The sequence below is a fragment of the Roseibium sediminicola genome, from assembly GCF_023156505.1.
In the GTDB taxonomy this organism is placed as follows: Bacteria; Pseudomonadota; Alphaproteobacteria; order Rhizobiales; family Stappiaceae; genus Roseibium; species Roseibium sediminicola.
Genome location: NZ_JALNMJ010000007.1, coordinates 239379 through 260513 on the forward strand (window position 1 = coordinate 239379; position 21135 = coordinate 260513).

Sequence of the window (21135 nt, forward strand, 5' to 3'; positions counted from 1 at the left end):
CAGACTGAATTGGAGGCGAAGCGATGCAATTGAGCCAGACCACCGCGCTGGTGACCGGCGCGGGCAGTGGCCTCGGCGCTGCGACGGCCCGGCATTTCGCCGCCCAGGGCGCCAGGGTCGTCCTGCTTGACTATGACATCGACAAGGCCGGCAAGGTTGCCGAAGAGATTGGCGCGAAAGCCGTCCAGGCCGATGTCAGCGACGAGGCCGCCGTCGGCCGGGCGCTGGACGAAGCCGCCGGATATCTGGGGGGCGCGCCGCGGGTGGTCGTCAATTGCGCCGGCGTCGGCTTTGCCGCGCGCATCGTCGGCCGGGAGGGCAAGCTGTCCTTCGACACGTTTGAAAAGACGCTCAAGGTCAATCTCTTCGGCACGTTCAACGTCATGAGCCATGCGGCCAGGCGCCTGCTCGAGGAAGAGCCGCTGGAGAATGGCGAGCGCGGCGTGATCATCAACACGGCGTCGGTCGCCTTCGAGGACGGCCAGCTCGGACAGGCGGCCTATTCGGCCTCCAAGGGCGGCATCGCCGCCATGTGCCTGCCGGCCGCGCGCGAGTTCGCCCAGCACGGTGTCCGTGTCATGGCGATCGCACCGGGCCTGTTCCGCACCCCGATGATGGAAGGACTGCCGGAAGAGATCTCGGCCAAGATCGCCGCCAATATTCCGTTTCCGCCGCGCCTCGGCGAGCCGGACGAATTCGCGCTGCTCGCCGAACACATCGTCACCAACCCGTTCCTCAACGGGACCACCATCCGCCTGGACGGCGCCGTGCGCCTGCCGCCACGCTGAGGATAGATGAATGTCAGACCCGATCCTGAAAATCGACATCGAAGACAGCGTTGCCACGCTGACGATGAACCGCCCGGATAAGCGCAATGCCATGTGCGACGCGCTGCTGGAGGCGATTGACGGCTTTTTCTCAAAGCCGCCGGAAGGCGTGAAGGCGGTGGTGCTGACCGGAACGGCGGGCCATTTCTGCTCCGGGCTCGACCTCAGCGAGCATGTTGCCCGCGACGCGGAAGGCACCATGCGCCATTCCCGCGGCTGGCACGAAGTGATGGACCGGATCCAGTTCGGTGGGCTGCCGGTGGTCTCGGCGATGTTCGGCGCGGTGATCGGCGGCGGGCTGGAACTGGCCTCGGCCACCCACGCAAGGGTCGCAGAACCGAGCGCCTTTTTCCAGCTGCCGGAAGGCCGGCGCGGGATCTTCGTTGGCGGCGGGGCGTCCGTCCGGGTCGGTCGCATACTCGGCGCGGACCGGATGACGGAAATGATGCTGACGGGGCGCAAATACAGCGCGGAGGAAGGCCTTGCGCTTGGCCTGACCCATTATGTGGTCGGCGAAGGTGAGGCGCTGGCCAAGGCCCAGGAGCTGGCGCGCAAGATTGCCTCCAACGCACCGCTCTCCAACTACATCATGATCCAGGCGCTTGCGCGGATCGGCGACATGTCCAAGGCCGACGGTCTCTTTACCGAAAGCCTGTGCGCGGCGATCACCCAGACCAGTCCGGATGCGCTGGAAGGCCTTGCCGCCTTCCTGGAAAAGCGTAACCCAACCTTCCGGTGATGCCATGAAGAAACCCTTGTCCGAGCCCGATCTTCCCATGGAAGCTGCAAGTGTCAGTGACGGCACCCTGCGCTCGCTGCACGGCTATCAGATCAAGCGCGCCTTCAACGTCATCCAGTCGGACCTCAACCGGACCCTGAAGCCGTTCAAGCTCCGCATGATCACCTACACGGCATTGATCCTGATCGTCGACAATCCGGGCCTGCGCCAGTCGCAGCTGGCGGAAGCCATGGATATCGAGCGGCCCAATCTGGTCGTGATCATCGACGAGCTGGAACGGCGCGACCTGATCCTGCGGGACCGGTTGCCGAGCGACCGCAGGGCCTATGCGCTGAAGGCGACGCTGGCCGGGCGACGGCTTTGCGAGAAGGCCGTGGCCGCTGTTCAGGCTCATGAAGAGCGCCTGCTTAAGGGCATCAACCCGGATGCGCTCAGGACCGCAATGAAAGTGATGCAGCTGATTGAAGCCAACCGGCATCGGGAGACCTGAGATGGCCTTGGGAGGAGCAGTCATGAAACGCACAGCGGACTTTCAGACCCATTCCGTCGACCTGGAAAAGCGTGCCGACGGATCGATGCTGATGAGATCGACCCATGCGCTGACCCCGACGGTCGAGCGGACCGGCGACTGGCTGCACCAGTGGGCGGAAACCGCGCCGGACCGGATTTTCCTGGCAGAACGCAGCGGTGCCGGCTGGCGCGAGGAAAGTTATGCCGATGTGCTCGGCAAGGTGCGCGCCGTCGGTGCTGCGCTGCTGGCGCGGGGGCTGGATGCCTCGACCCCGATCCTGGTGATGTCCGGCAACGGCGTCGATCACGGCATCCTCGCCCTTGCCGCGCAATATGTCGGCGTGCCGATCGTGCCGGTCGCGGAGCAATATGCCCTGGTGCATGGCGCCCACGGACGTCTGCGCGAAGTGATCGGCCTTGTCCGGCCGAAGATGGCCTACGTGGTCGACGCGGAGCAGTTCGGCGAAGCGCTTGCACTGGAGGCGCTGGAGGGCGTCGAGATCGTCGCCAGCCGACCCGGAGGCAGAAACGTCACCGCCTTCGACGACCTTCTGAAGGGCGACGGCGGCATCGATGCCGACGAGGCCTTTGCTGGGGTGACGCCCGATACCGTCGGCAAGATCCTGATGACCTCCGGGTCCACCTCAAGCCCCAAGGGCGTGCTGACCACGCATCGGATGATGTGCGTCAACCAGGCCCAGCTCGCAGATGGGCTGCCTTTCCTGAGAAAACGCCCGCCGGTGCTTGTCGACTGGCTGCCCTGGAACCATGTCTTCGGCGGCTCGCACAATTTCAACATGATGCTGGCAAATGGCGGCAGCCTCTATATCGACGACGGCAAGCCGGTGAAGGGCCTGTTCGAGCGCACTGTCGAAAACCTCGGCCTGAAAACCGGGACGCTCTGTTTCAATGTTCCGCTCGGTTTCGGCATGCTCTTGAAGGCGCTGAAGGAAGACGACGGACTGCGCCGCCGGTTCTTTGAAGATCTCGACCTGGTCTTCTACGCGGGCGCGTCGTTGCCGCAGGATGTCTGGTCCGGCTTCGAGCAGATGGCACTGGAGGTCAAGGGCGAGATCCCGCTGATGACCTCGTCCTGGGGCCTCACCGAAACCGCGCCCGCGGCCATGATGCAGCAGGAACCGGCGCCGCGCTCCGGCATTGTCGGCGTGCCGGTCAACGGCGTCACCGTGAAACTGATTCCGGACGAGGACATGCGCTGCGAAGTGCGCGTCAAGGGACCGAGCGTGATGCCCGGCTATTTCAACGATCCGGAGAAGACTGAAGCCGCCTTTGACGACGAGGGCTTCTTCATCACCGGCGACGCCATGGTGTTCCTGGACAAGGACGATCCCAACAAGGGCATGCGTTTCGATGGCCGGATTTCCGAGGATTTCAAGCTGCAATCGGGCACCTGGGTGCGCGCGGCGCAGCTGAAACTCGACATGCTCTCCCGCCTTGCACCGCTCGTGTCCGATCTGGTGGTGACCGGCGCGGACCGGAACCAGATCGGCGTGATGATCTTCCCGAACGTGGCCGAGCTGACCCGCGAAGGTTTCGAGCTGACCGAGGCGGACGGTGCCTATGCCTGCAAGCTGCTGCAGGGCGAGATCCACCGGCGCCTGTCCGAACGCGCCCGCGAGATCAGCGGCAGTTCCACGCTTGTCTCGCGTGCCATCGTGCTCGCCGAGCCGCCGTCCATGCCCGAAGGCGAGATGACGGCCAAAGGCAATCTGAATATCCGCAAGGTTCTGGCGCGCCGGGCGGCGCTGCTGGAGCGGCTTTACACCGACGATGACCCGGCTGTGGTCACACTCTGATTGAGGAGCGCTTGAAATGGTCGACATCACCAAGGTTCGCGCCATCGACATTCACACCCATGCGGAAGAGCCCTGCGGCTGTCATTCGGACGACGGCTATGACGAATTGCAGGCGACCATGGCGAAATATTTCCGCGCGCCCTGGACCCATCCGCCGACCGTGCCTGAGACGGCGCAGCATTACCGGGAACAGAACATCGCCGCGGTGATCTTCCCGGTCGATGCGGAGCGGGAAACCGGCTACCGGCGTTACAAGAACGAGGAGGTCGCCGAGCTCGCCGCCGAGAATGACGACGTGCTCATTCCCTTTGCCTCGATCGATCCGCACAAGGGCAAGCTGGGTGCGCGTGAGGCCCGGCGACTTATGAAGGAGTTCGGTATCAAGGGCTTCAAGTTCCACCCGACCATGCAGGGTTTCTATCCCAATGACCGCATGGCCTACGAGCTTTATGAGGCGATCGCGGAGGAGGGGGGTATTGCGCTCTTCCATACCGGCCAGACAGGCGTCGGCAGCGGCATGCGCGGCGGCAACGGCATGCGGCTCAAATACTCCAACCCGATGTATATGGACGATGTTGCGGTCGACTTCCCGGACATGAAGATCATCCTGGCGCACCCCTCCTTCCCCTGGCAGGAGGAGGCGCTGGCCGTCGCCCAGCACAAGCCGAATGTCTATATCGACCTCTCCGGCTGGTCGCCGAAATACTTCCCCGAGATTCTGGTCAAATACTGCAATTCGATCCTGAAGAAGAAGGTGCTGTTCGGTTCCGACTGGCCGATGATCACGCCGGAACGCTGGCTCTCCGATTTCGAGCAGATCGCCATCAAGGACGAGCTGCGCCCCGACATCATCAAGGGCAATGCCGCAAGGCTGCTGGGGCTGTCATGATTATTCCCGCGCTCAGCCATTTTTGCGATCTGGAGGTCGAGCTCGGCCCGGTCCGCGAGATGGGCGCGGGCCGGAACGGTGCCCGGCGAATCATTCCGATTGTCGGCGGCATGGTGTCAGGCAAGGTCTCGGGCACCATCCTGAACCTCGGCGCCGACTGGCAGACAACGCTTGCCGACGGTTCTTCCGATATCGACACGCGCTATGCCTTCGAAACCGATGACGGCGCGGTGATCGAGATCGTCAACAAGGGCGTGCGGCACGGCCCGCCGGAGGTTCTGAACGCGCTTGCGCGCGGCGAGGAGGTCGATCCGGCGCTCTATTATTTCCGCACGAGCGCACGGCTGGAGACCGGCGACCAGCGCTATGCCTGGGTCAACCGCACGATCTTTGTCGGCACCGGCCGGCGGCTCGCTTCCGCCGTCCAGGTGTCGCTTTTTGCCGTCAAGTGAGGATGGTTTGAGATGTTCCATCAGTCCCTTGCCAACGGCTTGTCCCACACCCACAGCGTCATCCTGAGGAGGACCGCAAGGTCCGTCTCGAAGGATCTGCAACGCATTCGGGCGCAAGCGGCCGATCCTTCGAGACGGGCTGTCGCCCTCCTCAGGATGACGTTGTTGGGGGCTGAGGGGCTGCTTACCTTCGGTTGGAAACCAGGCGCACGCGAGGACCGCGCATGAAACCCTTTTCCGCTCCTCTGGACGACATCCTGTTCTCGCTGGAACATGTGGCCGGCGCGCCCGTCCTGCCGCATTGGGACAGGGACCTTGCCGCCGAGATCGGCGCGCATTTCGCCGCCTTTGCCGAAGGCCAGCTGGCGCCGCTGAACGAGCCTGGCGACAGGCAGGGGGGCCGGCTGGAGAACGGCCGGGTGCGGATGCCGGACGGGTTCAAGGACGCCTATGCCGCCTATGCCGAACAGGGCTGGTCAGGGCTGACGGTGCCGGAAGCCCATGGCGGGCAGGGGCTCGACGCCACCGTTCTGGGCATCACCTCGGAGATCTTTTCCGGTGCGAACCACAGCCTGCAGATGGTGACGGGTCTGGTGCCCGGTGCCGTCAGCACGTTGATGGATTTTGGCACCGAAGACCAGCAGGCCCGCTACCTGCCGGACTTTGCCTCCGGCGCCGCGCTGGCGACCATGTGCCTGAGCGAACCCGAAGCCGGATCCGACCTGTCGCGGATCCGCTGCCGGGCAACGCCGTCGGGCGACAAATGGTTGGTCAACGGCGAGAAGATCTTCATCTCAGGTGGCGACCAGGACATGAGCGAGACGATCCATCACCTGGTGCTGGCACGCACCTCCGATGACGGGCTCAAGGGCCTGTCCCTGTTCCTGTGTCCGGGCACGTTGAACGACGGCAGCCGCAATACTGTCTCGGTCACCCGGATCGAGGAGAAAATGGGCCTGCATGCGTCGCCGACCTGCCAGCTCCGGTTCGATAATGCTGAGGCCGAACTGGTCGGGGAGGAGGGCGCCGGGCTCAAGGCCATGTTCACGATCATGAACCATGCCCGTGTCGATGTCGCTCTGCAGGGCGTGGCCCATGCCGCCCGGGCCGCCGACATTGCCCGCAGCTACGCGGCGGAGCGCGTCCAGGGACGGGGCGCGGACGGGGCGCCGGTGACACTCGATCACCATGCCGATGTCCGGCGCATGCTCGACGAGATCGACATGCTGGCGCTCGGCGGGCGGGCTCTTGCCCATCTGACACTGGTAATGATCGAGGTTGGTGAAGCCCCCGAGTTTGCGGAGTTCCTGAAGCCGGTCGCCAAGGTCTATTGCACCGAAGCGGGCATGCGCGCGACCGAGCTCGGCATGCAGGTGCTTGGCGGCTATGGCTATTTGAAGGAATACTTTTTGGAACAGGCCTACCGTGACGCCCGCATCGCAGCGATCTACGAGGGCGCCAACGGCATTCACGAGCGCACTCTGGTGACACGACTGCTGCCGGCTGACGCCGGCCGGGCCTTTGAGGCCTTTCTTCAGGCCGAATGCGGCGCACGCGGCCCGAGCCATCCCCGGCTCCTGAAGCTGATGCAGTCCTGGCAGGCGGCGCGGGACCAGGTGCTGGCCAGTGCCGATCCGTCGGAACTCGCCCATGACTTCATGGCGCTCACCTGCGGCACGCTGCTGCCTTTCCTTTGGGCGCGCATGACGGACGCCGCCGAACACCATCCGGACCCGGCAAGGATCCGGCGGCTGGCGAACAAGGCACTGGCGCCAAGGGGATTTTTGTCGACGACGTGAGGGGATGGGAACGGCTCTCAAGGCCCTGAGTACACTTCCGCCACGTCGCTCGGCGGGAATGGGGATGCATGTTTGCGGTCTTCTGTCCCACATCGTCATCCCATGGCTTGACCATGGGATCCATGCCGTTGCGTCTCCAGCTTGCAAGGTCTCGTTGAATGGTCAGGTCACGGCATGGATTGCCGGATCAAGTCCGGCAATGACGAACGAAGTGAGAGAGTGACGGGAATGGCTAGCCGGCAAATTGGAGGCAAGTTCGCCACATAGTCGGTGTCACCCCGGGCGCGCAACGCGAGACCCGGGGCCCACTCATTTCCAGAGCGAGTGAAGGTTTCATTGAGCCTCATGCCACGCACCAGGTCTTCAGCAAGCTGACTCGCGAGTAGGCCCCGGATCTCCGCTGCGCTGCGTCCGGGATGACAACTGTGGGGTGGCACGTTCCAGGAGGAGCGAAACGGGAGATTTGAGTTGCCCTTCCCAATCTTCCCATCCTGACGCATGGTGGCCCCAAAGAAACAAAAGGCTTTCCTTCATGCATCCGCTCAATCTCGAACAGTTGAAGGCGTTTCTCGCCGTGGTGCGCCATGGCGGCGTCAACAAGGCGGCGCATATCCTGAACCTGACCCAGCCGGCGGTGACCACACGGCTGAAACGGCTGGAGGAATCGCTCGGTACCGAGCTGTTCGAGCGCTCGCCCGGCCGCCTCAAGCTGACCAAGCGTGGTGAGTTGCTGCAGACTTTCGCCGAACAGTTCGAGCGCCTGTCCGACAAGGTCGAGGAGACGGTGGTCGCGCCGGAGGGCATCGACCGGCATTTGCGCATCGGTGCCTCGGAGACCATCGCGCAATGCTGGTTGCCGGACCTGGTGGCCGCGCTTCGGGCCGACTATCCCAACCTGATCGTGGAGATCAATGTCGACATCTCGGTGAACCTGCGCGCCGGGCTGATCGACCGGGAGATCGATCTGGCGCTGCTGCTTGGGCCGATTTCGGAATATTCGGTCGACAATGTCGAGCTGCCCGGATTTGACCTTGCCTGGTATGTCCAGGCCGGAAGCGAGGCGGAGGACGGGGCGCTGCTGCTGCGGGAAAAGCCTGTGATCACCTATGCCCGCCACACGCGGCCCTACCGGGAACTGAAGACCCTGTTGCAGGAGCGGGTGGCGACGGATGTGCAGCTGTTTCCCTCTTCCTCCCTGTCCGCCTGTTTCCGGCTGGTGGAAGCGGGGCTCGGCGTCGCGGCGCTGCCCAGAGCGCTCGCCCGGCCTTATGTGGAGGGCGGCCGCATCGAGGCATTCGATCCCGGTTTTGTGCCGGATGCCCTGAGGTTTTCGGCGAGTTATCTCGGCGATCCGCGCAGCCATGTGGTGGCCGCCGCGGCGCAAAAGGCGCTCGAGGTGGCGGAGGTCTATTCAGGCTATAAAGATCCTTTATAGAAACACCCAAAAAACTTCGATTTGAGATTATGGGCGCTCTGCGGGACCCTTTCCTGACTGGAGGAAAATCCTGTGTTGCAGAGCTACGAAACCCTAAGACAAACAGGCATTGCCACTGTCCGCGCACAGATCCGCTCGGGCGGCTATGCCTCGCACACGGCCGGTCTCGGCAGGAACCTGCTGCAGGCGAACCTGGCCATCATTCCGCAAGAATTCGCGTTGGATTTCATGCGCTTCTGCCAGCGCAACCCGAAACCGTGCCCCTTGATTGGAGCGTCGGATACCGGCAATCCGATCCTGTTTACCCTCGGCCAGGATATCGACATCCGCACGGACGTGCCAGCCTACAACATCTATCGCAACGGACAACTGGTGCAATCGGTGACGGAGATAGGGGATCTCTGGACCGACGATCTGGTCGCCTTCGCGCTCGGCTGTTCCTTCACCTTCGAACACGCCCTGATCGAGGCCGGCTTCGAGCTTTGGCACATCGCCAACAACGTCACCGTGCCGATGTACCGCTCCAGCCTGGAGACAGTTCCGGCCGGACCGTTCCGCGGGCCGACGGTTGTCTCCATGCGCATGATCCCGGAAGAGCGGGTCGAGGAAGCCGTCGCGATTTCGGCGCGGTTTCCACTGGCACACGGCTCGCCCGTCCATGTGGGCGATCCGGCGGCCATCGGTATTTCGGATCTCTCGGCACCTGACTGGGGAGACAGCGTGCCTCAACCGGCGGGTCATACGCCGGTTTTCTGGGCCTGCGGGGTTACCCCCCAGGCCGTCATCCAGCAAGCGGCGCTGCCGCTGCTGATCACGCACAAGCCGGGGCACATGCTGATCACCGATGTGCCCGATACGGCGGAAATTCCAATCATAACAAACAAGAACATGCCAAGATAAACCTTCACGGAGTGGAACCTATGAAAAAGATCCTGCTTTCCCTATTGGCCTCTGCGGCCCTGTCCTCGCCGGCGCTTGCCGAAGAGCTGTCTGTTGTCGGCAGCTGGTCCAGCCTGCCGCTGCACAAGGAGTTCGAGGCGCCGTTCTGGCAGACGAAGCTTCCGGAAGCTTCCGGCGGCACCATCGAGACGACGGTGACCACCCACAACCAGATGAATCTGGGTGTCGGCGAGGTTTTCCGCCTGCTTGGCCAGGGTGTCTTCGATGTCGGCATGACGGTCGGCGACTATGCAGTTGCCGACGCACCGGAACTGGAAGGGCTCGACGTGCCGCTGGTGGCCATGTCCGCGGACAAGGCCAAGGCAGCTGTTGAAGCGGCGCGGCCGATGGTCGAGGAGATCTTCGAAAAGCGCTTCAATTCCAAGGTTCTGGCGATTGCGCCCTATCCGCCGCAGGTGGTGTTCTGCAACGCCGAAGTCGGGTCTCTGGACGATCTGAAAGGCCTCAAGGTGCGCGCGTCCGGCCGCATGACGGCGAAATTCCTGGAAGCGCTTGGCGCCGAAGGCATCACGGTTTCCTTCTCCGAAGTGCCGGGCGCTTTGCAGAAAGGCGTTGTCGACTGCGCGGTGACGGGGGCCGGCTCCGGATACAGCGCCGGCTGGTGGGAAGTTTCCACCCATCTGCTGCCGATCCCGCTCGGCGGCTGGGACCCGGTGGTGACCGCCATCAATCTCGACAAGTGGAATACGCTGAGCGACGACACCAAAGCCCTGATCGAAAAGGAAATCGCCAGCCAGTTCGAGGCACCTGCCTGGGCGGTCGCCGAGGGCGCGCTCGCCAATGACATTGCCTGCCTGACCGGCAAGGGCGATTGCACCTCCGGCGACAGCCGCAACATGGTGCTGGTCGAAGCCAGCGACGGCGACATCGAGCGCGCCCGCGAGATCCTGCAGACGGTGGTGCTGCCGGAATGGGCAGAACGGGCCGGCGGCGACTGGGCCGCGCGCTGGAACGACAGTGTCGGCGCTGTTGTCGGCGTCACCATCAAGACCAACTGACGGACGGGAGAGGTCAAGGTGGCGGAGACGCTTCTATCAATCCTGTCCCGGATCAACCGGGCCGTCGCGATTGCCGTCGGCTTGTTGTTCCTGACCTGTGCAGGACTTGTTCTCATTGATATAGGTCTCCGCCAGCTTGGCGCGTCCCTTGGCGGCACGGACGAGATTTCCGGTTATGTGATGGCGATCGGCACAGCCTGGGGCATGGCCTTCGGGCTGACGGAACTTTCCCATATCCGGATCGATTTCTTGAGGCGCTCAGTGGGGCTGCCCATGGGCCGTGCCGTCCTGGACCTGTTGTCTATGTTCACGCTGGCCAGCACTATCTCTGTGGTCGCCTTGAAGTGCTGGCCGGTGGTTGCAACCACCTTGCGCAATTCCTCCCACGCCAACACGCCGCTGGAAACGCCGCTGGCGCTTGTCCAGCTGCCCTGGTTCGCCGGCTGGGTCTGGTTCGCGGTCACCGCGTGGCTGACCCTGATCGCCGCGCTCCTGTTGGTCTTTCAGGGGCAGTTCGAGAAATCCGAACAGGCCATCGGCGCCTTTCCCGAAGAGGAGACTGTCTGATGCTGTCCTTCGTCTCCATCGGCCTGCTCGGGCTTTTGACCCTGTCCATCCCGGTCGGTATCGTCCTGTTTCTGTTGGGCTTCGGTATCGACCAGTTTTTCAGTGCCTTTCCGCTGACACGGGGCCTCGGCTCCATGGTCTGGTCGACGTCTGAAAACTCGGCGCTGATAGCGATCCCGTTCTTTGTCATGCTGGGCGAGATCCTGGTGCGCACCGGCATTGCCGCCCGGACCTATTCCGCGCTGGACCGCTGGGTCTCCTGGCTGCCGGGCGGGCTGGTCCACGCCAATGTCGCCACCGCCACCATGTTCTCGGCAACCTCCGGCTCGTCGGTGGCGACCGCCGCCACGGTGGCCACAGTCGCCATGCCCCAGGCCGACCGGCTCGGCTACGATCCGAAGCTGTTCTCCGGGGCGATTGCCGCCGGCGGCACGCTCGGCATCATGATCCCGCCGTCGATCAACCTGATCGTCTACGGCTTCCTGACCCAGAGCTCGATCCCGCAGCTGTTCCTGGCTGGGCTCCTGCCCGGAGTGCTGCTGGCGCTTGGTTTTATTCTCGTGACGGCGCTGGTCTGCATGGTCCAGCCGAAGCTCGGCGGTGCGCGGCGCACGTTTCCGGTCATGGAGATGCTGCGCGGCCTGGCGGACCTCCTGCCGATCATCCTCTTGTTCTCGGCCATCATCGGGTCGATCTACAAGGGATGGGCGACCCCGACCGAAGCAGCATCGGTGGGGGTCGCCGGAGCGATCGCCATCGCGGCACTGTTTGGCGGGCTGAGCACACGCATGATCGGCGAAGCCATCATCGGAACGGTCAAGGTCACCTCGATGATCATGCTGGTGGTGATCGGCGCGTCCTTCCTGAACTTCACCCTGTCGGCGGCTGGCCTGTCGCAGGAGCTGCGCAGCTTCCTGGAAGGGCTCGGCGTCGGTCCGCTCGAAACGCTTCTGGTGATTGTCGGCATGTATATCGTGCTCGGCTTTTTCATCGAGACACTGTCCTTGATGGTGATCACCATTCCGATCGTGGTGCCGATCGTCACCAGCCTCGGCTACGATCCGATCTGGTTCGGCATCCTGATGATCGTTCTGATCGAGATGGCGCTGATCACACCGCCGGTCGGGCTCAACCTGTTCGTGGTCCAGGGCGCGCGCAAGGGCGGTTCGATCACGGATGTCATGCTGGGTGCGACACCCTATGTGCTGGCCATGCTGGCCATGGTCGTCGCCCTGATCGCCGCCCCGGAAATCGCGCTCTATCTGCCAGCGGCAATGCGGTGAGGGATAGCTCCTAAATTCCCAGCTTATCCCGCAGCCGGTAGACCAGCACCGAGGGGGCCAGGAACCAGGGGGTGCCGGTGTAGAGCGGACGGGTCGGGAAGGGGATACGCTCGAAGGCGGAGAGGGCCTTTTCCTGGCCCGCCGCCTTCTGGCCGATGCGCATGCCGAGATAGCTCGCCATGCCGACGCCCGAGCCGCAATAGCCGCCGGCGAAAAAGAGGCCTTTGTCCTCACCGGCATGCATCAGCGTGTCGAAGGTGTATCCGACAAAGCCCATCCAGCCATGGCTGATCTTCACACTGGCCAGTTCCGGAAAAAGGGCCGTCATGTCCCGGTGGAGTTTCAGCGCGCTGTTACGCGGATCGGTTTCGCTCAAGGACACCCGGCCGCCGAAGAGCATCCGTTTCCGGTCTGGCGACAGGCGGTAATAATAAACCAGCTTGCGGGTGTCGGAGAGCACCCGGTCGGTCGGGAACAGACGGTCGACAACCTCGGTTGGGAGCTCTTCCGTGGCGATGACATAGGAACCGATCGGGATGATCCGGCGCTGGTGCCAGGGCGACAGCGGGCCGGAATAGCCGTTGGTGGCGAGGATCACCTTGCCCGCCTTGACAGTGCCCTCGCTGGTCAGCACCTGAAAGCCGGTGCCAAGCCGTTCGATCGATAGCACCCTGCATGTGCCTTTCACCAAGGCGCCAGCCGCCAGCGCCTTTCTCAGGAGCGAGGGGTGGTAGCTCGAGACATCGATGCTGCAGTGATGCGGAAAGACGATGCCGCCGTGATAGGCGTCCGTGCCGAGCTCCCGGGCCATTTCCGCCTTCGGAACCATGAAGGTGTCGGTGGTCCAGACCGGATGGCCAGCGGTGCAATCCTGTTCCAGCTTCTTGTAGAGATGCGGCTTGTGGGCGCCGTGAAAGCGGCCGACCTCCTTAAGACCCATCTCGATGCCGTCCTCCTGCGAGAAGGCATGCATGTAGTCGAGCGAGGCCTGGGCTTCCTGGCAAAGCTGGGTTGCCAGCTCCCGGCCGTAGCGCCTGGCGAGCGCGGCAAAGGACGGTTTGAGACTGGTCGACAGCTGGCCGCCATTTCTGAGGCTGCAGCCCCAGCCCGGATGCTCGGCGTCGAGCACCAGGGTACCGAGACCTTGCGGGGCCGTCTGCAGGGCGGCGTTGAGACCGGTATAGCCCGCGCCGATGATCAGGACATCGATCTCGGATGGCAGCGCCGTATTGGGCAGGGGCACGGCCGGGGCGGTGTCCTGCCAATAGGGCGTTGTCTTGAACCCGTCCGCGAACAGCGTCTCAGCCATCTTCAATCCTATGCCGCTCTCGTGTCTTCAAGGATCAGGTCCGCGCCCTTTTCACCGACCATGATCGCCGGGGCGTTGGTGTTGCCGGAGGTGACCGCCGGGAAGATCGAGGCATCGACCACCCGCAACCCGTCGACACCGTAGACCTTCAGCCGGGCGTCGACCACGTTCTCGGTGCTGTCGGGACCCATGCGGCAGGTGCTGACCGGATGGAACACGGTGGAGCAGCGGTTGCGCACGTCCTCCAGCATCTCCTCGTCGGACTGGATGGCGGGACCGGGTGTGATTTCCTGATCGATCACCGATTGCATCGACGGGCTGGCCGCGATTTTGCGCATCAGCCGGCAGCCTTCGACCATCTCGCTGAGATCCCGGTTGGTGCTGAGCGAATTCGGATGGATTTCCGGAGTGTCGAACGGGTCCGCCGAGCGCAGACCGATATGACCGCGGCTGGTCGGGCGGGTCGGCTGGAAGCCGAGCAGGAAGCCCGGGAACGGGTCCGGATTCATCAGCGGGCGTTTGCCCTTCGGCGCCTTTGTGTAGCTGACGGGCGAAAAATAGAGCTGCATGTTTGGCCGCTCGGTGTCCGGATTGCTTTTCACGAACCCGCCGGCCTGGTTGACGCTGAGCGACAGCGGACCGCTGCGGGTCAGCACATATCGAATGCCCTGCGCCAGCTTGCCCCACCAGGGGTAAAGCTGCTGGTTCAGCGTCGGCACTTTCGAGCGGTAGAGGTAGTCGAGGCCGAGATGGTCCTGCAGATTCCGGCCGACGGCGGGTGCGTGCACAGAGGGTGTGATGCCCTTGGCTTTCAGCGTCTCGCTGTCGCCGATGCCTGACAGCATCAGGATCTGCGGCGAGTTTACGGCCCCCGCACTCAGGATGACCTCGCGGCGGGCGCGGACGGTTTTCTCCGCACCGCCTTGCCGATAGACGACGCCGGTGGCGCGGCCGTTCTCCATGATCAGCCGGGTGGTGTGGGCGTGGGTCTCGACGCTGACATTGCGGCGTTTCCTGGCGCGGGAGAGATAGGCGCGGGCGGTGGACATGCGGAAGCCGCCCTTGGCCGTGATCTGGTAGAGCCCGACACCTTCCTGGGTCTTGCCATTGAAATCGGGGTTGCGCTCGAAACCGGCCTCTTCGCAGGCGTCGAGGAAATTGGCGCAGAGCGGATGCACGCTGTGCTCCATGCCGGAGACGTGGAGCGGACCATCGCCGCCGCGATAGGCGTCGGCGCCGCCCTCATGGCATTCCGAGCGCTTGAAATAGGGCAGGACATCGTCCCAGCCCCAGCCGGGATTGCCCATCGCCTTCCAGTCTTCGAAATCCGCGTGCTGGCCGCGGATATAGACCATGGCGTTGATCGAGCTGGAGCCACCGAGCACCTTGCCGCGCGGCCAATAGCCGGAGCGGCCATTGAGACCGGGATCGGCCTCCGTGTGGTACATCCAGTTGATGGATTTGTTGTAGAAGGCCTTGCCGTAGCCGATCGGCATCCAGATCCAGAAATTCAGATCCGAGCCGCCGGCCTCCAGCAGGCAGATGCTGTATTTGCCGTCTTCCGACAGGCGGTCGGCGAGGACGGCACCGGCCGAGCCGGCACCGACGATGACAAAGTCGAACTCCGCCATGAAAACTCCTATTGAGCGGACTTGTCACGCTGGATGAGGATGGAGAGCAGCGCCAGCAGGCCGGAGCCGACCATCAGCACGAAGGAGACCGCGTTCAGCACAGGGGTCGAGCCGACCTTGGCCATGCGGTCATACATGGTGATGGTCAGCGGCGCTTCCGAACCGACGAGAAACAGCGTGGTGTTGAAGTTCTCGAAGGAGACCAGAAAGGCGACGATGCCGGCGGCGATCATGGCCGGGCGCAGGAAGGGCAGCGTGATCGTGCGCAGCACCCGGGCGCGGCTGGCGCCGAGGTTGAAGGCCGCTTCCTCCATGGTCTCGTCGAATTTCTTCAGCCGCGCGGTGATCACGAGCGAGGTGATGGTGGCGATGAAGGAGAACTGGCCGAGGACGACCAGAAGGATGCCGGGACGCAGGAACTCCAGTTCCAGATCGATCGTGTCTTCCAGGTAATTGGCCGTGTCGCTGGCCAGCACCAGAATCGAGATGCCGAGGATCACGCCGGGGATCACCAGAGGCACGACCATCATGATGTAGAAGAAGTTCTTGCCCGGAAACTCGCCGCGCACGAACAGAAACGCATTGGTGGTGCCGACGAACACCGACAGGGCCGCCACGAAGATGGCGATGACAAAAGAATAGTAGAGCCCCTGCAACAAGCGCCGGTCGTGGAACATGCCGAGCTTGGGCTCGGTGTCGGAAAAGAACCAGTCCAGGGTGAAGCCCTGCCAGGGCAGCGCCGGGAACAGGCTGTCATTGAAGGCAAAGGCGCCTGCCGAAATCAGCGGTGCCGCCAGGAAGATGAAGAAGGCGACCACATAGAGCCGGTATCCGAGCAGGAACGGGGAGGTTTTCTTTTGCGCAAGCATTGTGACCTCCTCAGCTCTTGGCAACGGTGTTGGCAAGCGTCTGTCCGGACAGCTTCAGGCCGAGCCAGATGACGATCGAGGTGAAGAGTAGCAACAGCATGCCAAAGGCGGCACCGCCCTCCCAGTTGAAGCGGGTGATGAACTGGTTGTAGATCTGCTCGGTGAACCAGCTCGAATTCTTGCCGCCGAGCAGGATCGGTGTCAGGTAGGAGCCGGCCGACAGCATGAAGGTGACGATGCAGCCGGCGACGATGCCCGGCATGGCATAGGGAATGATGATCCGGCGCAGCACGGTGAAGCCGTTGCCGCCGAGATTGTAACCCGCCTCGATCATGGAATTGTCCATGCCGTCGAGGGTGGAGACCAGCGGTACGATCATGAACAGGATCACGGTGTAGACAAGGCCGACAATGACGGCGGCGTCATTGTAGAGAAACTCCACCGGCTGGCCGATCAACCCGGTCCAGAGCAGGAAGTTGGAGATCACCCCGGTTTCGCGCAGGAGCAGGATCCAGCCGAAGGAGCGGATCAGGTCCGAGACCCAGAGCGGGATCAGGCAGAGCAGGAACAGCCCGCCACGCGCCCGAGGTCCCGCGATCTTGGCGATGTAATAGGCAATCGGAAAACCGATCAGCAGCGCCAGGGCCGTCACCAGCAGGGACATCGAACCCGTGCGCAGGAGCGTGTTCCAGTAGATCGGCTCGTGGAGAAAGTCGAGGTAGTTGGCGAAGCTGTATTCATAGACGCGCGGGGCGACCTTTTCCTTCAGCGACAGCACCACCATGCCGATATGGGGCAGGATGATCAGCAGCAGGATCCAGAGCGCGAAAGGGGCGAACAAGAGGATCAGCGTCAGCCGTTTGATGTCCTTGTTCTGCATCACGCGCTCTCCTGGCGGGCAAAACACATGGCCTGTTTCGACGACCAGACCAGCGAGACGTCCTCGCCGGGTTTCAGGTCGTTGTCGCCGGTCAGCGTAACATCGGATTCGATCAGTTCGCCGCTGCCGGTGCGCACCAGCACCCGGCTGTTGGCACCGTTGAAGAGCAGGCTGTCGATGACGCCGTCCATGCGGTTGTCGCCGTCGGCGGCGATTGCCGCGGCTTCAGCCGTGCGTACGGTCCGGATGAATTCGGGCCGCACGAAAATGTCGACCTTGGCGCCGTCGCGGATGGTCTGGCCGGCCCCGGCTGAAAAGCTCATCGGCAGGCCCTGCTCGGTTTCCACCTTGCCGCCGGTGCCGTCGCTGGCCTTGACGGTGCCGGACCAGCGGTTGCTGTCGCCGACAAAGCCGGCAACGAAGGCGGTGTTCGGCCGGTGGTACAGTTCCTGGGGCGTGCCGATCTGCTCGAACTCGCCCTGATTCATGATGGCGACATTGTCGGACATCACCAGCGCTTCGGACTGGTCGTGGGTGATGTAGATGAAGGTGGTGTTGAACTGGTGCTGCAGCAGCTTCAGCTCGATCTTCATCGCCTCGCGCAGCTTCAGATCGAGCGCGCCGAGCGGTTCGTCGAGCAACAGGACGTCCGGGTCGAGCACCATGCAGCGGGCAATGGCGATGCGCTGTTTCTGGCCGCCGGAAAGCTGGTGGATCTCGCGTTCGGCGACATCGGGCAGGGCGATGCGTTCCAAAACGTCATGCACCTTGCGCCTGATGTGGTCCTTGCCGAAGCCGGCACATCTGAGGCCATAGGCGATGTTCTCGTAGACATTCATCATCGGGAACAGCGCCAGGTGCTGGAACACCATCTTGACGTTGCGCCGGTTGGGCGGCACGCCGAGCACCGACTTGCCCTTGATTTTGATGTCGCCGCCCGATGGTTCCTCGAAGCCGGCGATCATGCGCATCAACGTGGTCTTGCCGCAGCCGGACGGCCCGAGAATGGAAAAGAAAGAGCCGCTCGGAATGTCGAAGGAAACGCCCTTCACGGCCCGCACGGAGCCGAAATTCTTGGCAATGTCGAGACACTCAAGGTCGTAGGTCGGATTGTCTTGTTTCATGAATGCGCCAGCTGGAAGGATAGGAGTGGGACAGCCGTTCACTGCGGCGTCCTCGTTTCAGGGCTCGGAGACCCATTTGAAGAAGAGGCTGTCAGAGCGTTCCGCACCTGACAGCCTCGGTGTCGTCAGACGTCGGCGGGCTTAGCCGCCGGTGGCTGCCTTGATCTTCTCAAGGGTCTTGCCTTCCATGTCCTCGACGCCCGGAGGAATGTTGGCAAAGAACTTGAGATTGTCGATGTCGGCATCGGTGAAGGCGGCGTTGACGGCGGCCTTCTTGTCTTCCGGAAGCAGATCCTTGCCGCCCTTGACGGCCGCGATGGCGCCGGTGCTGGCGGACATCAGCGTGACGTTTTCCGGACGCAGCACGAAGTTGATCCACTTGTAGGCGGCGTCATCGGCCTTGCCCTTGGCCGGCAGAGCGAAGGTGTCGATCCAGGCAAGCGCGCCTTCCTTCGGCGGCACGAAGACGATGTTCGGGTTCTGGTCGAACAGCTTGTAAGCGGTCGAATCCCAGGTTTCCGAACCGACGATTTCGCCGGACAGCATCATGGCGGAGAGATCGTCGCCGCCCTGCCAATAGGCCTTGATGTTGCCTTTGCACTCGATCAGCTTGTCGGCGACCTTGTCCAGGATGCCCTGGTATTTCTCAAGATCGGAATAGGCCGCGAACGGGTCTTCGCCCATCGAATAGGCCGTGCCGAGCAGGATCGTGCGCTTCAGGCGCATCGAGGTCTTGCCCTTGTAGGCAGGATCGCAGAGATCAGCCCAGCTCTTGAGGTCCGGTGCCTTGGTCTTGTCGGCCATCAGGCCGGACGTGCCCCACTGGTGCGGCACGGCATAGACTTCGCCGTCGATGGTGGTGTTGGCCTTGACGCCGTCGAGCAGCTTGCCTTCCATCACGCCGGTGTCGATCTTGCTGAGATCCATCGGCTTATAGATGTCATATTCCAGCTGAGCGGCGTAGATGCGGTCATGGCTCGGCTGCGCGAGGTCGAAGCCGGCGCCGCCGGTCGCGCGCAGCTTGGCAATCATTTCCTCGTTGTTGGAGAAGGTGACTTCGACTTCGATGTCCGGGTATTCTTCTTCAAATTTCTGGACCAGTTCATCGGGCGCATAGGAGCCCCAGGTCAAAAGGCGCAGGGTTTCCGCCTGGGCGGAGCCTGCGCCGGCAAGCATGGTTGCGGCCAAAAGGCCAGTAAGTGTTGTCTTTAAATGCATGACGTCCTCCTGAATTCACGCAGCATCGCAAAAAGCCTAGGATTGAATTGGCCTGCCAAATATATCCATTGCAGATAATTTAGCAGTCCAATTGCCCGCAGGGCATTGTTAGGCGGTGCAGCATCCCAGAAGGATTTTCTTCAGGACCTGCACGCCCTTGCGGATCTCTTCCGGCGCGCAACTGCCGAAACCGAGCACGATGCCGCGCTGCGGAATGTCCTTGAGCGCATAACGCGACAGCGGCACGGTCGTGATGCCATGCTCGGCGGCCCTGGCAACCAGCTTGCCTTCATCCAGTCTGGAAGACAACAGGCCGACCGCGTGAAAGCCGCTGCTGGTCGGCTGGACGTCGATGTCGCCCGCCAGGCTCTGGGCCTCTTCCAGGAGGATGTCGTGCCGGCTCTTGTAAAGCTGGCGCATGGTGCGGATGTGGGTGGCGAACATGCCCTCGTCCATGAATTCTGCGACAATCGCCTGGGTAACGGTGGGCACGCCGCTCAGCCAGGTGAGGCAGACCTTCTCGAAACTGTCGACAAGGCCTTCCGGCACCAGGACAAAGCCGAGCCGGAGCGCCGGGAAGAGCGACTTGGAAAACGTGCCGACGTAAATCACCCGGCCATGGGTGTCGATGCTTTTCAGGGTCGGTGGCGGCTGGTCTCCGTAATAGAATTCTCCGTCATAATCGTCCTCGACGATCATGGCGTCGGCCTCGTTGGCGGCTTTCAGAAGCGCCAGCCGGCGCGGCAGGCTCATGACATGACCAAGCGGTTGCTGATGAGACGGCGTGACAAAGGCAAGCCGGAAATGCGGCGCCTTGGCGAGGCCGTCCTCGACGCTGAGGCCCTCCAGATCGACATCGACCGGAACCGGCTGGGCGCCAATGGCAATGAAGGCGTTGCGGGCGCCGATGGCACCTGGGTTTTCGAACCAGATCGGCTCGCCCGGATTGACCAGCATGCCGCCGACCACCGAGAAGGCTCGCTGGGCGCCGTTGGTGATGAAGACCTGTTCCGGATCGCATTTGATGCCGCGCGAGGCATTCATCTGGCGGGCGATTGCACGGCGGAGCGGCATGTAGCCGAAGGGTTCGCCGTAACCGGCAATGTGGTCACGGTCCTTGCGCCAGTGCCGGGCGGAGAGCTTGGCCCATTGTGCCATCGGAAAGGCGTCGAGCGCGGGCAGGGCGGTGACAAAGGCCTGGGACTTGTGCGGCAGGCGCGAGCGCGTCGTGAAATCCGGAATGGCGTGACGGGTGGCGTGGGAAAGGCGCGGCACCACCGCGACCGTGTCGCTGACCTCCCTGGACGGCTTTGGTGCCAGGCGGGCATTCAGCGCTTCGCTGACGAAAGTGCCGGCACCGACCCGCGCTTCCAGCAGGCCTTCGGAGATCAGCCGGTCGATGGCGTCGATGACCGTGGTGCGCGAGACGCCGATTTCCAGTGCCAGGGTACGGGTCGCCGGCAACCGGTCGCCCGGCGTCAGGGCGCCGGTCAGAAGCAGGTCGCGCAGGGCCATATAGAGCTGGATCGATATTTTCTTGTCGGCGTTCTTGTCGATCTTGATCGACGACAGCACCGCGCCGGCATGCCGTTTCATGGCGCTTCACCACAAGCGCAAGCCAGCGTGGTCAGCAAACGCAAGAGCCCGGCCCGCTGAGTGTCGAAAAGCAGTCCATCGGCAGCGTTACGCCGCTTGACCGATTTACGGCATCGCACTTCGCGGCGCGCCTCGCCGAGTGAACTGCTTTTCGACATCAAATGATCCTAGATTGAGTGGGCATGCTTTAGCTCTCCCAATTGGTATGAGACTTTGCCCAAAACGGACCTTA

At 63.0% G+C, this 21135-nt stretch carries 19 protein-coding genes; 12 read left to right on the plus strand and 7 right to left on the minus strand.

The features are described 5' to 3' along the window. Nucleotides 1-23 precede the first annotated feature (23 nt). The 12 genes from M0H32_RS12610 (at nucleotide 24) to M0H32_RS12665 (ending at nucleotide 12276) form a co-directional block, all read left to right on the plus strand. Nucleotides 24-788, plus strand: coding sequence for an SDR family NAD(P)-dependent oxidoreductase (locus M0H32_RS12610; RefSeq protein WP_248154448.1), 765 nt, complete (start codon nucleotides 24-26; stop codon nucleotides 786-788). Nucleotides 789-798: 10 nt separating this feature from the next. After that, nucleotides 799-1566, plus strand: coding sequence for a crotonase/enoyl-CoA hydratase family protein (locus tag M0H32_RS12615; protein ID WP_248154451.1), 768 nt, complete (start codon nucleotides 799-801; stop codon nucleotides 1564-1566). 4 nt (nucleotides 1567-1570) lie between these two features. Further along, entirely contained in the window at nucleotides 1571-2056 is a 486-nt protein-coding gene (locus tag M0H32_RS12620; protein ID WP_248154453.1) for a MarR family winged helix-turn-helix transcriptional regulator, read from the plus strand. A 22-nt stretch (nucleotides 2057-2078) separates the two neighbouring features. Continuing rightward, a complete protein-coding gene (locus M0H32_RS12625; RefSeq protein ID WP_248154455.1) occupies nucleotides 2079-3893 on the plus strand; it encodes a feruloyl-CoA synthase in 1815 nt (604 codons plus the stop codon). A gap of 16 nt (nucleotides 3894-3909) precedes the next feature. Beyond that, entirely contained in the window at nucleotides 3910-4782 is an 873-nt protein-coding gene (locus M0H32_RS12630; protein WP_248154457.1) for an amidohydrolase family protein, read from the plus strand. Then, nucleotides 4779-5234 (plus strand): DUF3237 domain-containing protein, encoded by a 456-nt coding sequence (locus M0H32_RS12635; RefSeq protein WP_248154459.1) that lies wholly within the window; start codon nucleotides 4779-4781, stop codon nucleotides 5232-5234. Before M0H32_RS12630 ends, M0H32_RS12635 begins: the two co-directional genes overlap by 4 nt. Before the next feature lie 224 nt (nucleotides 5235-5458). Continuing rightward, a complete protein-coding gene (locus M0H32_RS12640) occupies nucleotides 5459-7033 on the plus strand; it encodes an acyl-CoA dehydrogenase family protein (protein ID WP_248154461.1) in 1575 nt (524 codons plus the stop codon). Between the two features lie 532 nt (nucleotides 7034-7565). Then, nucleotides 7566-8468: a LysR family transcriptional regulator gene (locus M0H32_RS12645; protein WP_248154463.1), complete on the plus strand. Its 903-nt coding sequence runs from the start codon at nucleotides 7566-7568 to the stop codon at nucleotides 8466-8468. Between the two features lie 72 nt (nucleotides 8469-8540). Beyond that, entirely contained in the window at nucleotides 8541-9368 is an 828-nt protein-coding gene (locus M0H32_RS12650; protein WP_248154465.1) for a putative hydro-lyase, read from the plus strand. A gap of 20 nt (nucleotides 9369-9388) precedes the next feature. Further along, complete coding sequence (locus M0H32_RS12655; RefSeq protein ID WP_248154467.1) at nucleotides 9389-10426, plus strand: TRAP transporter substrate-binding protein; 1038 nt, start codon at nucleotides 9389-9391, stop codon at nucleotides 10424-10426. A gap of 18 nt (nucleotides 10427-10444) precedes the next feature. After that, the gene (locus M0H32_RS12660) at nucleotides 10445-10993 is read left to right on the plus strand and encodes a TRAP transporter small permease subunit (protein ID WP_248154469.1); all 549 of its coding nucleotides are present in this window, start codon (nucleotides 10445-10447) and stop codon (nucleotides 10991-10993) included. After that, nucleotides 10993-12276: a TRAP transporter large permease gene (locus tag M0H32_RS12665; RefSeq protein WP_248154471.1), complete on the plus strand. Its 1284-nt coding sequence runs from the start codon at nucleotides 10993-10995 to the stop codon at nucleotides 12274-12276. The genes M0H32_RS12660 and M0H32_RS12665 overlap by 1 nt, the downstream gene beginning before the upstream one ends. Before the next feature lie 10 nt (nucleotides 12277-12286). On the opposite strand, the gene M0H32_RS12670 is transcribed toward M0H32_RS12665, so the two are convergent. The 7 genes from M0H32_RS12670 to pdxR all read right to left on the minus strand — a co-directional run bounded on the left by M0H32_RS12670 (nucleotide 12287) and on the right by pdxR (nucleotide 20903). Further along, nucleotides 12287-13585, minus strand: coding sequence for an NAD(P)/FAD-dependent oxidoreductase (locus tag M0H32_RS12670; protein ID WP_248154473.1), 1299 nt, complete (start codon nucleotides 13583-13585; stop codon nucleotides 12287-12289). Nucleotides 13586-13593: 8 nt separating this feature from the next. Then, entirely contained in the window at nucleotides 13594-15216 is a 1623-nt protein-coding gene (locus M0H32_RS12675; protein WP_248154475.1) for a GMC family oxidoreductase, read from the minus strand. Nucleotides 15217-15224: 8 nt separating this feature from the next. Beyond that, nucleotides 15225-16085, minus strand: coding sequence for an ABC transporter permease (locus M0H32_RS12680; RefSeq protein ID WP_248154477.1), 861 nt, complete (start codon nucleotides 16083-16085; stop codon nucleotides 15225-15227). 10 nt (nucleotides 16086-16095) lie between these two features. After that, nucleotides 16096-16965 carry an ABC transporter permease gene (locus tag M0H32_RS12685; protein WP_248154479.1) on the minus strand — a complete coding sequence of 290 codons (870 nt, stop codon included), beginning with the start codon at nucleotides 16963-16965 and terminating at the stop codon, nucleotides 16096-16098. Further along, nucleotides 16965-18089: an ABC transporter ATP-binding protein gene (locus M0H32_RS12690; RefSeq protein WP_248154481.1), complete on the minus strand. Its 1125-nt coding sequence runs from the start codon at nucleotides 18087-18089 to the stop codon at nucleotides 16965-16967. Before M0H32_RS12690 ends, M0H32_RS12685 begins: the two co-directional genes overlap by 1 nt. Before the next feature lie 141 nt (nucleotides 18090-18230). Beyond that, the gene (locus tag M0H32_RS12695) at nucleotides 18231-19307 is read right to left on the minus strand and encodes an extracellular solute-binding protein (RefSeq protein ID WP_248154483.1); all 1077 of its coding nucleotides are present in this window, start codon (nucleotides 19305-19307) and stop codon (nucleotides 18231-18233) included. 108 nt (nucleotides 19308-19415) lie between these two features. After that, complete coding sequence (gene pdxR / locus M0H32_RS12700) at nucleotides 19416-20903, minus strand: MocR-like pyridoxine biosynthesis transcription factor PdxR (RefSeq protein WP_248154485.1); 1488 nt, start codon at nucleotides 20901-20903, stop codon at nucleotides 19416-19418. Nucleotides 20904-21135 lie beyond the last annotated feature (232 nt).

Excerpts from the sequence above, each read along its gene's own strand:
- M0H32_RS12610 (WP_248154448.1), top strand. The coding sequence starts at position 24 with ATGCAATTGAGCCAGACCACCGCGCTGGTGACCGGCGCGGGCAGTGGC.
- M0H32_RS12630 (WP_248154457.1), top strand. The coding sequence starts at position 3,910 with ATGGTCGACATCACCAAGGTTCGCGCCATCGACATTCACACCCATGCG.
- M0H32_RS12645 (WP_248154463.1), top strand. The coding sequence starts at position 7,566 with ATGCATCCGCTCAATCTCGAACAGTTGAAGGCGTTTCTCGCCGTGGTG.
- M0H32_RS12680 (WP_248154477.1), bottom strand. The coding sequence starts at position 16,085 with ATGCTTGCGCAAAAGAAAACCTCCCCGTTCCTGCTCGGATACCGGCTC.
- M0H32_RS12690 (WP_248154481.1), bottom strand. The coding sequence starts at position 18,089 with ATGAAACAAGACAATCCGACCTACGACCTTGAGTGTCTCGACATTGCC.
- M0H32_RS12670 (WP_248154473.1), bottom strand. The coding sequence starts at position 13,585 with ATGGCTGAGACGCTGTTCGCGGACGGGTTCAAGACAACGCCCTATTGG.
- M0H32_RS12615 (WP_248154451.1), top strand. The coding sequence starts at position 799 with ATGTCAGACCCGATCCTGAAAATCGACATCGAAGACAGCGTTGCCACG.
- M0H32_RS12635 (WP_248154459.1), top strand. The coding sequence starts at position 4,779 with ATGATTATTCCCGCGCTCAGCCATTTTTGCGATCTGGAGGTCGAGCTC.
- M0H32_RS12620 (WP_248154453.1), top strand. The coding sequence starts at position 1,571 with ATGAAGAAACCCTTGTCCGAGCCCGATCTTCCCATGGAAGCTGCAAGT.
- M0H32_RS12640 (WP_248154461.1), top strand. The coding sequence starts at position 5,459 with ATGAAACCCTTTTCCGCTCCTCTGGACGACATCCTGTTCTCGCTGGAA.
- pdxR (WP_248154485.1), bottom strand. The coding sequence starts at position 20,903 with ATGAAACGGCATGCCGGCGCGGTGCTGTCGTCGATCAAGATCGACAAG.
- M0H32_RS12665 (WP_248154471.1), top strand. The coding sequence starts at position 10,993 with ATGCTGTCCTTCGTCTCCATCGGCCTGCTCGGGCTTTTGACCCTGTCC.
- M0H32_RS12655 (WP_248154467.1), top strand. The coding sequence starts at position 9,389 with ATGAAAAAGATCCTGCTTTCCCTATTGGCCTCTGCGGCCCTGTCCTCG.
- M0H32_RS12695 (WP_248154483.1), bottom strand. The coding sequence starts at position 19,307 with ATGCATTTAAAGACAACACTTACTGGCCTTTTGGCCGCAACCATGCTT.
- M0H32_RS12685 (WP_248154479.1), bottom strand. The coding sequence starts at position 16,965 with ATGCAGAACAAGGACATCAAACGGCTGACGCTGATCCTCTTGTTCGCC.
- M0H32_RS12675 (WP_248154475.1), bottom strand. The coding sequence starts at position 15,216 with ATGGCGGAGTTCGACTTTGTCATCGTCGGTGCCGGCTCGGCCGGTGCC.
- M0H32_RS12625 (WP_248154455.1), top strand. The coding sequence starts at position 2,079 with ATGAAACGCACAGCGGACTTTCAGACCCATTCCGTCGACCTGGAAAAG.